10 protein-coding genes are annotated in these 14,789 nt (G+C 45.1%); 6 read left to right on the forward strand and 4 right to left on the reverse strand.

Features of this window, described 5'->3' with window-relative positions; translation table 11 throughout:
* The first annotated feature begins 18 nt into the window (after positions 1 to 18).
* The gene (locus tag NL646_RS00465; RefSeq protein ID WP_253663693.1) at positions 19 to 621 is read left to right on the forward strand and encodes a beta-phosphoglucomutase family hydrolase; all 603 of its coding nucleotides are present in this window, start codon (positions 19 to 21) and stop codon (positions 619 to 621) included.
* A 125-nt stretch (positions 622 to 746) separates the two neighbouring features.
* Here the strand turns inward: NL646_RS00465 and NL646_RS00470 are convergent, their stop codons facing one another.
* Complete coding sequence (locus NL646_RS00470) at positions 747 to 1,736, reverse strand: OmpA family protein (RefSeq protein WP_005463527.1); 990 nt, start codon at positions 1,734 to 1,736, stop codon at positions 747 to 749.
* A gap of 461 nt (positions 1,737 to 2,197) precedes the next feature.
* Here NL646_RS00470 and aroG point away from each other — a divergent pair, with 461 nt between their 5' ends.
* The 3 genes from aroG (at position 2,198) to NL646_RS00485 (ending at position 6,365) form a co-directional block, all read left to right on the forward strand.
* Positions 2,198 to 3,250: a 3-deoxy-7-phosphoheptulonate synthase AroG gene (aroG, locus tag NL646_RS00475; protein WP_005499266.1), complete on the forward strand. Its 1,053-nt coding sequence runs from the start codon at positions 2,198 to 2,200 to the stop codon at positions 3,248 to 3,250.
* Between the two features lie 154 nt (positions 3,251 to 3,404).
* The gene (locus NL646_RS00480; RefSeq protein WP_021447944.1) at positions 3,405 to 4,577 is read left to right on the forward strand and encodes an MFS transporter; all 1,173 of its coding nucleotides are present in this window, start codon (positions 3,405 to 3,407) and stop codon (positions 4,575 to 4,577) included.
* A 219-nt stretch (positions 4,578 to 4,796) separates the two neighbouring features.
* A complete protein-coding gene (locus NL646_RS00485; RefSeq protein WP_017447380.1) occupies positions 4,797 to 6,365 on the forward strand; it encodes a PAS domain-containing methyl-accepting chemotaxis protein in 1,569 nt (522 codons plus the stop codon).
* Positions 6,366 to 6,490: 125 nt separating this feature from the next.
* Here the strand turns inward: NL646_RS00485 and tkt are convergent, their stop codons facing one another.
* Together tkt and tal are read right to left on the reverse strand one after the other, a co-directional pair.
* A complete protein-coding gene (tkt, locus tag NL646_RS00490) occupies positions 6,491 to 8,482 on the reverse strand; it encodes a transketolase (protein ID WP_253663694.1) in 1,992 nt (663 codons plus the stop codon).
* 123 nt (positions 8,483 to 8,605) lie between these two features.
* Positions 8,606 to 9,556 (reverse strand): transaldolase, encoded by a 951-nt coding sequence (gene tal, locus NL646_RS00495; RefSeq protein ID WP_005463537.1) that lies wholly within the window; start codon positions 9,554 to 9,556, stop codon positions 8,606 to 8,608.
* A gap of 466 nt (positions 9,557 to 10,022) precedes the next feature.
* Here tal and NL646_RS00500 point away from each other — a divergent pair, with 466 nt between their 5' ends.
* Positions 10,023 to 11,024 carry a sugar-binding transcriptional regulator gene (locus NL646_RS00500; protein WP_005463541.1) on the forward strand — a complete coding sequence of 334 codons (1,002 nt, stop codon included), beginning with the start codon at positions 10,023 to 10,025 and terminating at the stop codon, positions 11,022 to 11,024.
* Between the two features lie 131 nt (positions 11,025 to 11,155).
* Positions 11,156 to 12,448: a glycoside hydrolase family 18 protein gene (locus NL646_RS00505; RefSeq protein WP_140054838.1), complete on the forward strand. Its 1,293-nt coding sequence runs from the start codon at positions 11,156 to 11,158 to the stop codon at positions 12,446 to 12,448.
* Between the two features lie 40 nt (positions 12,449 to 12,488).
* Here the strand turns inward: NL646_RS00505 and NL646_RS00510 are convergent, their stop codons facing one another.
* Positions 12,489 to 14,780, reverse strand: a complete 2,292-nt coding sequence (locus tag NL646_RS00510; protein WP_157624788.1) for an EAL domain-containing protein — start codon at positions 14,778 to 14,780, stop codon at positions 12,489 to 12,491.
* Positions 14,781 to 14,789: the final 9 nt, after the last annotated feature.

A 14,789-nucleotide genomic window follows, 5' to 3' on the forward strand; every position in this document is an offset into this window, starting at 1 on the left:
ACAAATAGAAGAAAAGACATGAGCACGATTGATTTTAGGCCATACGAAGGATTCATCTTCGATATGGATGGTACCTTGATTGATACCATGCCTGCGCACCTTGCTGCTTGGCAAGCAACGGCCGACCGATTTGATTTTCCGTTTTGTCAGGAGTGGTTACACAGCTTAGGCGGAATGCCGAGTTTTAAAATTGTTGCTGAGTTGAATCGTCATTATGGGTTATCTCTAGATCCTCAAACGGTTTCGAAATTCAAAATGGAGACGTTTGCCGCGATGGAATTGCAGGGCGAGGTCATCCAGTGCACTGGCATTGTTCTTGACGAATATTTAGGCCAAAAGAAAATTGCGGTCGGAACGGGAAGTCAGCGAGAAAGTGCGATGCGTCTGCTCAGTCATGCAGGGTTGATCGACAAGCTTGATGCCGTTGTGACGGCTAGTGATGTCGAAAATCACAAACCATGTCCGGATACTTTTCTATTAGCCGCAGATAGATTAGGGATTGACGCGCAAAACTGTCTGGTTTTTGAAGATACAGAATTGGGTAAACGTGCGGCTCATTCTGCTGGGATGGACTGTGTCGTGGTCGAAGGAAATAATCTCGTTTTTTATCCGAAGAGATAAGTGCTTACTATCGATGGACGATGCTTGAATCTTCATTTCTTGATTTCATTTCCTTTATAAAAATCCTGAAAGTGAAAAGGGGTGCAAGCGCACCCCTTTTTGATGAGAATGTGTGAACATTCAGATTATGGTTGAACCATCTCTTGGTATTCGAATGAAGGAACCACAACTTCTACGCGACGGTTTTTCTCACGACCTTCACGAGTGCTGTTGTCAGCTACTGGATTCTCTTCACCCATACCTTTCACTGTCAGGCGATCAGCATCGATACCAGCGCCAGTGATGTAATCTGCCACAGCTTGAGCACGACGCTCAGACAGTTTTTGGTTGTAAGCCGCAGGACCTGAGCTATCAGTGTAACCTGTGATTTCAACTTGAGCTTGTGGGTATTCGTTTAGGAATGAAACAAAGTTGTCTAGACGTTCAGAAACAGACTCAGTAAGTTTCGCACTGTCGAACTCAAACGTGCCTGTACCGTACTCTTCTTTGTGAACTTTGCTCATTAGTACTGGTTCTGGATCTGGCTCAACTACTTCTTCTGTTACAACAGCAGCAACCACTGGCGCAGCTGCGAATTTGTAGTTAACGCCGATACCGAAGAAGTTTGCGTCCATATCGTCCCAAACGTCATCCGACATATCTTGGTAACGTTGGTACTCAGCGCGAACACTCCAGTTTCTATCAATCGAATATTCAGCACCTAGTGAACCTGTTGCAACGAAATCTTTTTCGTCTTCAGACATCATGTACGCACCACCGATCTTAGCGAATAAGTTCCAAGAATCGTTTAGATGCCAGTTGAATTTAGGTGCAAGTGTTAAAGCCGTTAAATTGCCGTCGATCGTATCAACTGTACTAGCTCCTGACTTAAAGTTCGCTTTGTAGTCGCCTAAGAAATCGACACCGTACTCTAGACCGATGAAATCGGTAAAGTCATAACCGATATGTAGTCCGGCACCAAAAGCTTCATCATCACAAGGGCTATTTAGATAGCAAGCATCGTCAAGTGTAGTCATGCCCACTTTGCCCCCGATATACATTTCAGCTTGAGCAGAGTTTAAAAGCGCGCTACTACCAGCTACCACTGCTGCTACTGCAATTGCTACTTTGTTCATAATGTTTCCTTGTATTGATTGCATATTAACTTCTACTTTGTTTTATCAAAAATTTAGAAAAAACCAGCGTTTATAAGAAATTAGTTCAATATTCTAATGATTTCACATCAAGCAACAATATCTTTGAACTTGATCAACATTTATTACCCAATAACACCTCACAAACTTCTGATATTTCTTACATTGTAGTAAAGATTTTTAGTGTCATAAGAAAATTGATGATTATTTTGAACTTTTTATTGTAAACATTATTTTACGATGTGCGAGATAGTTAACGGTTGTAATTTGTTTGCATTTATTTGCAAAAAGTGATTGCAAGTCTATGGGGAAGCCGATAAGTTAATTGGAACGATAGACAGATAATCACCGGAACCCTTGTTGCTGCTCGCTTTGTGAACAATGTTGCAATGAGTACAGTTGGCAAAAATTGGGTCGGAAATAACAACCAGGAAGTAGAAGTAATGTTTCAAACTGATGATGTAAGAATTAATAGAGTAAAAGAGTTATTGCCCCCTGTTGCAGTTCTAGAGAAGTTTCCAGCGACCGAAACCGCTTCTTCGACCACTTTTGATTGCCGTAATGCCATTCACAATATTCTTGAAGGAAAAGATGATCGTTTACTTGTGATCGTTGGTCCTTGTTCTATCCATGACCCTGCAGCTGCAGTTGAATACGGCAAAAAGCTGAAAGTGTTGCGTGATGAACTTGGTGAGCAACTGGAAGTTGTGATGCGTGTTTACTTTGAAAAACCACGCACGACAGTAGGCTGGAAAGGTTTGATCAACGACCCATACCTGAACGACACATTTAAGCTAAATGATGGTCTGCGTATTGGACGTAAGCTGCTTTTGGACCTTACTGATATGGGCCTACCGACAGCGAGTGAATTCCTAGACATGATCACACCTCAATACGTGGCGGATTTGATCAGCTGGGGCGCGATTGGTGCACGCACGACGGAATCGCAAGTTCACCGCGAACTCGCTTCTGGTCTTTCTTGCCCGGTTGGTTTCAAAAACGGTACTGACGGTAACATTAAAATCGCGAGTGATGCTATTCGTTCTGCAAGCGCTTCTCACCATTTCCTATCGGTAACGAAGTACGGTCATTCAGCGATTGTTGAAACCGCAGGTAACCCAGACTGCCACATCATTTTACGTGGTGGTAAAGAACCAAACTACAGTGCAGCACACGTTGCTCAAATCAAAGACGAGTTGGACGCGGCTGGTCTACCGAAGAAAGTGATGATCGATTTTAGCCACGCGAACAGCTCTAAGCAGTTCAAACGTCAAATGCTAGTGTCTGATGATGTATCAGAGCAAATCGCTGGTGGTGAAGATGCAATCTTTGGCGTGATGATCGAGTCCCATTTGGTTGAAGGCCGCCAAGATCTAGTGGATGGTAAAGCGGCAACTTACGGTCAGTCGATTACTGATGCATGTATCGGCTGGGACGATACGGAAACGGTACTTCGTCAGCTTTCTGAAGCAGTAAAAGCGCGCCGTAGCAAATAAGCTCAGCAGCAAGAACATTTTTAACAAGCGAGTACTTAAAGAGCCAGAGGCACTATGTCTCTGGCTCTTTTTATTGAGAATTAATCGCATCTCTTCCTATTACGCGGTCTTTCCTATATGTTGTTTGAAGGAATTTTAACCAAAGGAAATGGATTTGAATCGTAACGTATGGTTGTTATCGTTGTGCCAAGCACTCTTGATGACAGGAAACATTCTTTTGATCTCGGTGATCGCGCTCATTGGCAAAACACTTGCCCCGTCACCGAGCTTTATTACTTTGCCTGTCGCACTGCAGTTTCTCGGTTTAATGGCGGCAACGATACCTGCATCATTGATTATGGGGAAACTCGGTCGTCGTTTGGGCTTTAGTCTAGGTAACCTCATCGGCATCGTGGGCGCAAGTTTGGCGACGTACGCGTTAAGCCAACAAACCTTTTATCTATTCTGTTTTTCTACGTTTTTGCTCGGTGTCGGAATCGGTTTTGGCACGCTCTATCGTTTTGCTGCAATAGAAGTGTGTGAAGAATCGGCAAGACACAGAGCAATTTCAATATCTATGGCGGGTGGGGTATTAGCGGCTATTCTCGGTCCGAATTTAGCGGTGTATTCGCAACAATGGTCAGACGATGGTTTATATACGAGTGCTTTTTCTGTCCTGATTGTTCTCTACATCACCGCGCTTGTATTGCTTCAAACGATTCGGTTCCCGCCAGCGCATACTCAGCTATCGCATGTTAAAGCCGATACTATTAGTGACATCATAAGACGCCCGAACTTTATGATTGCGGTGTTAGCGGCAATGGTGGCTTATGCGGTGATGAATATTCTAATGACAGCGACGCCTTTGGCGATGATTGGTTGTGGTTTCGATTTCGACAAAGCCGCAGGTGTGATTGAGTGGCACGTGCTCGGCATGTTCGCTCCAGCCTTTATTACTGGTCGATTAATTGAGCAGTTCGGCGCAAAGAAAATGATCCTAGCGGGTGGCGTGCTGTTCATTGCTTGTATAGGGATTAACATTCATGGTGTGTCCATTTGGCACTTTAGCCTTGCCTTAGTTTTGTTGGGCGTAGGTTGGAACTTCATGTTTATCGCTGCAACGGGGCTGTTTAGCCAAAGTTACGAAGCGAAAAACCGCAGCAAAGCGCAGGCGTTTAATGAGTTCTTCGTGTTCAGCTGTGTCACCATTACTGCCTTACTTTCCGGCTGGCTTGAATCGACAGTCGGTTGGCAAAACCTGAACTTGTACGTTCTTCCGTTCGTATTGCTCGTGATTGTGATCTTTGCGATGAAAACGGATAACAAAACAGAATCCCAAATAGCCTAACTTTCAATCTGTCACAGAAAAACTCAGCATCTGAATGCTGAGTTTTTTTGTTTATTAGCTCAAATTTTGACTGGTGACGCGCAAATTTCTGCCAGTGATGATAATTCCCACACTAAAAATGTCGTATTGATAATACTTTTTATCTAACATTTTGTAATAAAAACAATAATCCTGTATACATCACGCCGAAAACTAATAAAAATTATAGAAGTATCGTCTATGTCAGCCAATTTTTCTCAGAAAGCTCAAGAAACTCTCGTCGGAGAACTTGAAGAACTCGTTTCGACCACTAACTTAAAAGGCGTTATTACTTATTGTAATGACGCATTTTGTCGCGTTGCAGAATACACGCACGAGGAGTTAGTCGGTCAGAATCATAATATCGTCCGTCATAGTGACATGCCTAAAGCCGCTTTTGGTGATATGTGGGCACGCCTTAAAGAAGGCAAAGCGTGGCGAGGTATGGTTAAAAACAGCACCAAATCTGGCGGTTATTACTGGGTAGATGCCTACGTAACGCCTATCTATGAAAAAAACCAAGTTGTCGGTTATCAATCTGTACGCGTTAAGCCCAAGCGTGAATGGGTGGATATTGCAGCAAAAGCTTACAAGGGGATGCTAGCCGCCGAGAAAGCGGGTAGAACCTGGTCGTTAAAAATTAACGAAACGGTTCGCTATGCGATCCTACTTGGTGCATTAACTGCACCTGCCGCAGCGTACGCACTATCTGTTGAAGGTCCGCTTGCTTGGCTTGCAAGTGCATTACCAGCGAGCGTTTTAGCGTTATTGTTCCGCCAAGAGTTGATTGATACGCCGCAACAGCTCAAAAAGCTGCAAAAGCAGTATGACAGCGTGAGCCGTTTGATCTATTCAGGCAATAGCGCATTTTCGATTGCTGATTTCCATATCAAAATGTTGTCTGCAAGGATTCGAACCGTATTGGGAAGAATGACCGATTCGGCGCTGCCACTGCAAAATTGCGCTGAAGAACTCAGTCAAACAACTGCTGAGGTTTCAGCCGCGTTGAACCAACAAAACAGTGATATTCGACGCGTGCGAGATGCGACGCAAGAAGTGGAATCTTCAGCGAATTCGGTATCTTCAAGCACTAACGATGCGCATATGCTGATTGATGACACCTTGAAGTCATGCATGATGGCCAAAGAGACGATCGATCAAACGCATACCAACCTAGCGCAATTGAGTCTTCAAGCTGAAAAAGCAACGGAAACGACGTATCAACTGAGCGATCAGGCACAGAAAGTGAATCATTTGATGGTTGAAATCGGTGGTATTGCAGAGCAGACCAACTTGCTGGCGCTGAACGCGGCGATCGAAGCAGCAAGGGCAGGTGAGCAAGGTCGTGGTTTTGCTGTTGTTGCTGATGAAGTTCGCGCACTGTCTGGACGTACGTCGAATGCGACGGAGCAAATTCAAGCGTCTATCTCTGCTATGCTTTCGACGATAGAAGGTTGGCAGAAAGATATTTTGGCAAACAAAGAGCAAACCGATGCCTGTTCTCAAGTTGCTGAGCAAAGCGCGCTGCGTTTGTCTGAAGTTGAACAGATGATGCAAAGCATGAGTGGTTTGATGGTTGATGTGGCAGAAGCGGCGAACAACCAGTTAAAGCTATCTAGCGATGTAAATCAGCACATTCATTCTATTGCGTCGACCGCAGAGCAAAACTTAGCAGCTACGCATTCTGTTGAGCAAAACAGCCGTCAGTTGAAAGAACAAGTACAGGATTTCTATCAGCTTGCGATTCGATTTGAAGATAAGCAGTCGTAAAGCTGCCTTTTAGCGACGCCAAATATCTCAAACAAATTCGAGATAAAATAAAGCCCCGCCATTTCTGGCGGGGCTTTTCAGTTTTCAAATTCGCAATAGAGAAAACTGATTATCTTTTAACGCAATTACGCTAGTAGTTCTTTTGCTGTGTTCACTACGTTTTCTACAGTGAAACCAAACATTTCGAACAACTGGTCAGCAGGTGCAGATTCACCGAATGTTGTCATACCGATGATGCGACCGTCGAAACCAACGTACTTGTACCAGAAATCTGCGATGCCCGCTTCAATAGCGATACGTGCTGTTACGTCTGATGGTAGAACTGCTTCACGGTAAGCTGCGTCTTGTTTGTCGAATGCATCTGTTGATGGCATTGAAACAACGCGTACTTTCTTACCTTCTGCGGTTAGTTGTTCAGCGGCTTTCACTGCTAGCTCAACTTCAGAACCTGTTGCGATTAGGATTAGCTCAGGTTTGCCATCGCTGTCTTTCAGGATGTAACCACCTTTCGCGATGTCTGCAACTTGCTCAGCGCTACGTGGTTGTTGCGCTAGGTTTTGACGAGAGAAGATAAGTGCTGTTGGTGCATCTTTACGTTCAATCGCTAGTTTCCATGCTACAGCAGACTCAACTTGGTCACATGGACGCCATGTGTTCATGTTTGGAGTCAAACGTAGAGACGCGATTTGTTCAACTGGTTGGTGAGTTGGGCCATCTTCGCCAAGACCGATAGAATCGTGTGTGTACACTTGGATGTTCTGAATTTTCATCAAAGCAGCCATACGCATTGCGTTACGAGCGTATTCCATGAACATTAGGAATGTTGCGCCGTAAGGAACGAAACCGCCGTGTAGTGCGATACCGTTCATAATAGCAGTCATACCAAATTCACGTACACCGTAGTGGATGTAGTTACCAGAGAAGTCGTTCGCTTCTAGAGACTTAGAACCAGACCACATGGTTAGGTTAGAAGGCGCTAGGTCAGCAGAGCCGCCCATGAACTCAGGTAGTAGAGCACCAAATGCCTCTAGAGCGTTTTGAGATGCTTTACGTGACGCAATGTTTGCTGGGTTTGCTTGAAGATCCGCAATGATTTGGCTTGCTTTCTCTTCCCACTCTTTTGGTAAATCACCGTTTACGCGGCGTTTAAATTCAGCTGCCAGCTCAGGGTACGCTGCTTCATAAGCTGCAAATTTCTCGTTCCACGCTGCTTCCTTAGCTGCGCCTGTCTCTTTCGCTGACCATTCTGCGTAGACTTCCTGCGGAATTTCAAAAGGACCGTGCTCCCAACCTAGTTCTTTACGTGTCGCTGCAATTTCTTCAGCGCCTAGTGGTGCACCGTGACAGTCGTGTGAACCAGATTTGTTTGGTGAACCAAAACCGATGATAGTCTTAGTACAGATTAGAGTAGGGCGAGGATCCGCTTTTGCAGCTTCAATCGCTGCGTTGATTGCTTCAGAATCATGGCCATTTACTGCTGGGATTACGTGCCAACCGTAAGCTTCGAAACGCTTAGGTGTATCGTCAGAGAACCAACCTTCAACGTGACCGTCGATAGAGATGCCGTTGTCATCCCAGAATGCGATCAGTTTGCCTAGGCCTAGCGTACCAGCAAGAGAACATGCCTCGTGCGAGATACCTTCCATTAGACAGCCGTCGCCCATGAACACGTAAGTGAAGTGGTCAACGATGTCGTGGCCTTCTTTGTTGAATTGCGCTGCTAGCGCTTTCTCAGCCATTGCCATACCAACAGCGTTGGTGATGCCTTGGCCTAGAGGGCCCGTTGTTGTCTCGATACCAGGAGCGTAGCCGTACTCTGGGTGACCTGGAGTCTTAGAGTGAAGCTGACGGAAGTTTTTCAGATCATCGATAGATAGCTCGTAACCGCTCAAGTGCAGTAGAGAGTAAATTAGCATTGAGCCGTGGCCGTTTGAAAGTACGAAACGGTCGCGGTCTGCCCATTCAGGGTTTGATGGGTTGTGGTTTAGGTGAGAACGCCAAAGAACTTCAGCGATATCAGCCATACCCATAGGTGCGCCTGGGTGGCCAGAGTTAGCTTGTTGAACACCGTCCATGCTTAGCGCACGGATTGCATTTGCTAGGTATTTACGATCCATAGTGATTACTTCTCGATAAGTGTTTAAATAGAGGGAACTCGTCTAAACAAGTTCAAATAGAAAATTTTGAATGAGCGTTGATGCTAAAAGCGAGTAGACGGGCTACTCGCTCTTGGTAAGCAATTAAAGCTTAGCTTCGATCATCGCTTCTAGTTTGCCTTGGTCAACTGCGAAGTTGCGGATACCTTCTGCCAGTTTCTCAACAGCCATTGGGTCTTGGTTGTGTTCCCATAGGAACTCAGCGTGAGTCATTGGTGCTGGACGCTCAGCTGCGCCTTTAGAGTCAACTAGCTTCTCAACCACTTCACCTTCTGCAGCTTCTAGTTCTGCAAGTAGAGCAGGAGCGATAGTTAGACGGTCACAACCAGCAAGTTCTAGGATCTCACCGATGTTACGGAAGCTTGCGCCCATAACAACCGTTTTGTAGCCGTACTCTTTGTAGTAGTTGTAGATCTTAGTAACAGACAGTACGCCTGGATCTTCTGATGCTTCAAAGTCGCGGCCTTCTTTCGCTTTGTACCAGTCCATAATACGGCCAACGAATGGAGAGATTAGGAATACGCCCGCTTCTGCACAAGCACGCGCTTGAGCGAATGAGAATAGAAGAGTCAGGTTACAGTTGATGCCTTCTTTCTCTAGGATTTCAGCTGCGCGGATACCTTCCCAAGTAGACGCCAGTTTGATAAGGATGCGGTCGTTAGTGATGCCAGCATCGTTGTACATTTTCACTAGTTGGCGTGCTTTCGCTACGCTGCCTTCCATATCGTAAGATAGGCGAGCATCAACTTCTGTAGAGATACGACCTGGGATAGTTTTTAGGATTTCTTTACCGATGTTTACTGCAAGCATGTCACAAGTGTCTTGAACTTGTTGAGCTTTATCGTTGCTCTGTGCTTTAGCGTATTCGATTGAAGCATCGATTAGAGGTGCGTACTCTGCGATTTGAGCTGCTTTTAGGATAAGAGAAGGGTTAGTTGTTGCGTCTTCTGGCTGGTACTTTTTGATTGCATCAATTTCACCAGTGTCTGCTACTACAGTCGTTAGTTTACGAAGTTGCTCTAACTTGTTGCTCATAATCGATCATCCTATATAAATGGGCTTAAGCGTGGTTTTTGTTGCCACAGCTTGTGCATTTGCAAGCGAGTTAGCTAATCGTCTCATCGCGTTTAATGAGACATCTGCTCAGCCAACTACGGAAAATTTCGTTACCGAACAAATGCTATGAACATTTGATCGATAGCTGAGTAAATGATGTGTTCATATTTATCCTATCTATGCCGAAAGTCAATCGGTGAAATCGACTTATAGTGAACTTCATCAACGTTTTTTTACTGTGTGTTTAGCGGTTAACCCAAATAAACGTTTGCCCTTATTGCTCAATGCTTGAGCGTTGTTAGAAATAGCAAAAAACTGTACTGAGAAAATGTTATTGCGGTGAGCAAATGTTGCGTTTAAATTGATGGAGAACATATGCTAAGTCAATGAGCAGATGCTCACTTATTGCATACAATGTCGGGCCTCTTAAACGACGAGAGTAAACATGAGCAGTTCTAACCAAGATATTTCCATTGAAAACACGGATTTGTTGACAGAGATCTCCGTTGCCTACTATCAGGACGGTGCGACTCAGGAAGAGATATCGAGAAAATTTGCCATTTCACGCGCGAAGGTAGGGCGAATGCTCAAACAAGCGCGTGATGAAGGCATCGTTGAAATCACCGTTAAATATCACCCGGTATTCAGCGCCAAGATTGAGCAACGTTTGATCGAGCGATTTGGCGTAAAGCGCGCGCTTGTCGCTCTTGACCAGCCGAATGAAGAAGCGCAGCGACTGCAGGTATCGGGATTAGTATCCAATTATCTCACCAGTACGCTTAAAAACGGCATGGTGGTGACCGTTGGACAAGGGCGTAACGTCTCTTCTGTTGCTCATCATATTGGGGTGATCACCCCACGAGACTGCAAATTTGTGTGTGGTATCGGTGGTATTCACCCGCGTGGTGGTATGTACAATGCTGACCACATTTGTCGTCAGTTGGCGAAAAAGTACGGCGGAACGTCCGAAACGCTTTACGCGCCGGCTTATGCAGAAAACCGCGAGCAAAAAATGGCGTTCATGCAGAATGCGACCGTCAAACAAACGCTCGATTTGGCACGTAAAGCCGATGTTGCTTTAGTCGGTATTGGTGATATGAGCGAAAACAGCTACATGGTCGATCTAGGGTGGTTTACACCAGATGAAGTGGTTCAATCCCGACTAAAACAAGGCGTAGTAGGGGACTTTGCGGGTTATGACTTCTTTGATATTCACGGTAACGTTGCCAACACCGTAATGAGTGACCGTGTCATTGGCCTTGGAATTGAAGAGTTTCGGCCAATCGCAGAAGTGATTGCTATCGCTGCTGAAAACAGTAAACCGCTTGCATTACTTGGTGCGTTACGTACCGGTGCAATCGACGTGATTGCTACCAGTGTAAGCAACGCTTTGACAGTATTGAACTTGGATGAGCAGATGCACGGCAACGCGGCATCTGAGAGCTAGCACAAATAATATGCAACTTATGTAATCAGGCTGCGAGGATTTATAAATGACTCGCAGCCTGATTTCGTTTTCAAGTTAAAAATATTCTCTAGGAGTAGCTTTAAATTTGTACACCTACTCTGGAGAAAACAATGAAAAAGACACTTCTTGCTGCACTAATTATGGGGATAACTGGTGCGGCGCACGCCGAGCAAAAAGTCGTAGCGGGTTACTTTGCGGATTGGCAGTACGCGAATGCAGAAAACCCATACACGGTGAAAGATATTCCCGCCGATAAACTGACACATGTGATTTACGCGTTTCTCAGTATGTGCGGTCCTCATACCGGTGCCTCTGAAACGGTGCAAAACCTAGTAGCTAAACAATGCGAAGGAAAAGATCCCTATACGGCGATCATTGTCGATACCGAAGCGGCACTGGAAAAGAACTTTGGCGCTGTCTCAGTTAACGTGCCATACAAAGGTCACTTCGCTCAACTTGCCGAAATGAAGAAACAACATCCTGATCTCAAAATTCTTCCTTCTTTTGGTGGTTGGACAATGTCCGAACCGTTCCATGCTATGGCGAAAAACAAACAAGCGATGAATCAATTCTCAAAAAGTGCCGTTGAGTTGATTGCTCAATATGATTTCTTTGATGGCATTGATTTGGATTGGGAATACCCAGGCGGTGGCGGTTTAACAACGTCGCCTTGGAACCCAGATACCAAGCTTTCTGATGAACAAAAAGCGTCTGAGCGTGAAGCGTTTACCTACTTGGTGAAAACCATGCGTGCAGAGTTAGATGAACTCACAAATCAAACCAAACGTGAATACGAGCTTTCTACGGCGGTAGGCGTTGGTCCAAAAGCGGCAGGTATCGATTGGAAAGCAGCAGAACCGTACCTAACCAACATGTTTGCGATGACGTATGACTTTCTTGGTGGGTGGGGGCAACAAACTGGCCATACTACCAACTTGCACGCGACAGAGCGAAGCTGGTGGGGCATGGGCGCAGACGTGTTCATCAACCAGATGATCGAGCTGGGTATTCCAAGTGAAAAACTGGTGATTGGTGCTGCATTTTATGGGCGTGGCTGGCAAGGTACTAAAGATTTTTCGGGTGGCTTACCAACACAAGATCTCGTATCCGAGCAAGGAGCGCAGTTTGGTACGGGTGAGAACGGCTATTTCATGTTCTGGGATTTAGTGAAGAACTATGGAGCGAAGCAGGGCTACGAGTACAATTATGATGAGCAATCCCAAGCGCCGTACTTGTGGAATCCTGAAAAGAAAGTTTTTATCTCTTACGAAGATCAACGCTCGATCAAAGCCAAAGCAAATTGGGCGAAACAGGCGAACTTAGGTGGCATTTTTACTTGGGAATTGTCGGGCGACCCGAAAGGCGAGCTTGTTGAGGTGATGTACCAAGAAATGCAGAAATAAATGGAAATTGTGGTTTAAACCGACATCACTAAAGCCATCGTTAATCTATGATGGCTTTTTCTTCTTTATTGTCTTTCACAAAGCTAACAAGTTGGTCAAAAGAGAGTGGCTTGGAGTAGAAATAACCTTGAATCAAATCACAGCCACACGCTTCTAATTGGTCGCGTTGGCGTTGCGTTTCGACCCCTTCAGCTAAGACTTTCATTTCGAAGTTTTTGCCAATAGCGATGATGTTTTTCACCATATTCAGCGCTTTTTTATCGTGCTCAATATTGTCGACAAAGCTCTTGTCAATTTTAACTTCATCAATCGGCAATGTTCTCAACATGCTTAGTGACGAGTAGCCCGTTCCGAAATCATCCAATGAAATCTTAAAGCCCAAAGCGTGCAAGCGCTCGCAAGTCGGAGAGAACTTTTCTAGATCTTCGATAAACAAGTTCTCGGTAATTTCTAACGTGATTCTATTGCAATCAAGATGGTATTTGTCCATCGCCGCCATCAAGCGCTCTATAAATTTGGCGTGCAGGAACTGCTTGACGGAAATATTGATCGACATCTGAATTGGGGTGGCAAGATGGGTTGTCAGTAAGCCCATATCTTCAAGGCTCTTTTCGATGATCAACTCACCCAATCGCACCATCAAACCTGAGCTTTCAGCGACAGGAACAAACTCGTTAGGTGGCACTTTGCCCAGTTCCTCATCTTCCCAACGAACAAGCGCCTCAACACCATAAATCTCGCCATTGATGTTTAACTGCGGTTGATAAGCCATAAACAGCGTTTGCTTCTCAATCGCAAGCCTCAGACGTTGCTCGACTTTCATCTTGTGCAGATGACTTGCTTGCATCTCCTGATTAAACAGACTGTACGCATTACGCTGTTTTTTCGCTTGATACATGGCGATATCTGCAGAAAGCAGCAGCGCGTCTAAGTTGTCGCCGTGCATTGGGTAGAACGCAATCCCAATGCTGCAACTGAGCAGGAACTGGTTATCGTTAACGTTATATGGTTTGGAAAGAGTTTGAATCAGCTCGCTTGCTAGCTCTTTGATGGTCTCTTCATCTGTTCGATTAACGATAAAGATGAACTCGTCGCTTGCCTCACGGACGATCAAACGACCTTCGCCCGAAAAGTGGTTAAGGCGAGTCGAGATCTGTTTTAGAACTTCGTCACCAAATTCGTGGCCGTGTGTGTCATTGACCGATTTGAAGTTGTCGATATCAATGAACATTAAGGTGAACGGGTTACTGCTGCCACACATCCAACGTTGAATGTTGGAACGTAGATACTCGCGATTAGGTAGGCGAGTTAGATGATCATGACAAGCTTGGTAAAGCAAACGCTCTTTGGTTTCGTGTTCATTGTTAGCGATTGAGCGAAACAGCGCATAAAACGCTGCTTGAACGATCAGAAAGACGATGCAGTAAAACGCAAATTGGCTGTAAAAGCCGCGCTTAATGAAGCCCAAATCGGTCGACGACGCCGCCCATAAGCCATAATCAGGAAGGTATTTGAGTGTGATTAATTCATTCAAACGTTGGGTGTCGACGACGACATTGATTGCTCGGGTTAGCTGTTTTACTTGGTCGGTATCCCAGCCGTAGTCTTGCTGGATTTGATCCAATAAGGCTTGTTTATTTAAATCATCGGCGGGCTTTTGATAGTCCTTGATCGTGGTGTCTTCAGATGAGCTAAACGTAAGGTAGCCGTCGTTTCTAATTAGGGACACGCGATTGTGTTCATTAGCATGAATGTCGTTACGAAACACTGACGACGTATTCATGTTAAAGCCAGCCGTCATTACCGCTTGTACTACGCCATTTTTATCTGGAATCGCTTTGCGAATAGGAATAACTAACGAATCTTGCGCTTCCATAAAGTAGGTTCTGCCGATGACCATGCGATCGGAGTTCAACGCTTCAAGGAAGGTCTCTCTGGTCAGCGGATCTTGCTTGAGATTGTGTAGCTTTTCCAAAATCAAGTTCGAGCTAACGGAAATGTAGTCACCGTTGGGATTGGTCAAGCCAAAACCGATGATCGCCGGATGAATGTTGAGAAGTTTATCTAACATTGGGCGAGTTTGAATGGCCGCGGTACGAGTGAAGCTATTTTGCTCCACCAGTTGATGACCAACGACTTCTAGCAGCGATTCTTGCCCTTTTAAAAGTGACTCAACGGAGGAAGCAAACAGCTCCAATTGTAGGAGCTGTTTGTCTTTGTATTTGTCTAACGTTGCTTGGTAGTGGTAATAGCCGAATAGCGAAAATGTCACGATACTGACGGTGAGCAGCATCATGTAAAGAGTCCAAATGTTCTTCTTTAATCCGACCATATTGCTTTG

Origin of the sequence: Vibrio sp. Y20_XG_PY13 (assembly GCF_024181925.1) — a bacterium.
Lineage (GTDB): Bacteria > Pseudomonadota > Gammaproteobacteria > Enterobacterales > Vibrionaceae > Vibrio > Vibrio parahaemolyticus.

What these genes read in the sequence shown, in the direction of transcription:
- NL646_RS00470 (WP_005463527.1), bottom strand. Translation starts at nt 1,736, where the DNA reads ATGAACAAAGTAGCAATTGCAGTAGCAGCAGTGGTAGCTGGTAGTAGC.
- NL646_RS00505 (WP_140054838.1), top strand. Translation starts at nt 11,156, where the DNA reads ATGAAAAAGACACTTCTTGCTGCACTAATTATGGGGATAACTGGTGCG.
- NL646_RS00465 (WP_253663693.1), top strand. Translation starts at nt 19, where the DNA reads ATGAGCACGATTGATTTTAGGCCATACGAAGGATTCATCTTCGATATG.
- NL646_RS00500 (WP_005463541.1), top strand. Translation starts at nt 10,023, where the DNA reads ATGAGCAGTTCTAACCAAGATATTTCCATTGAAAACACGGATTTGTTG.
- NL646_RS00510 (WP_157624788.1), bottom strand. Translation starts at nt 14,780, where the DNA reads ATGGTCGGATTAAAGAAGAACATTTGGACTCTTTACATGATGCTGCTC.
- tkt (WP_253663694.1), bottom strand. Translation starts at nt 8,482, where the DNA reads ATGGATCGTAAATACCTAGCAAATGCAATCCGTGCGCTAAGCATGGAC.
- tal (WP_005463537.1), bottom strand. Translation starts at nt 9,556, where the DNA reads ATGAGCAACAAGTTAGAGCAACTTCGTAAACTAACGACTGTAGTAGCA.
- aroG (WP_005499266.1), top strand. Translation starts at nt 2,198, where the DNA reads ATGTTTCAAACTGATGATGTAAGAATTAATAGAGTAAAAGAGTTATTG.
- NL646_RS00485 (WP_017447380.1), top strand. Translation starts at nt 4,797, where the DNA reads ATGTCAGCCAATTTTTCTCAGAAAGCTCAAGAAACTCTCGTCGGAGAA.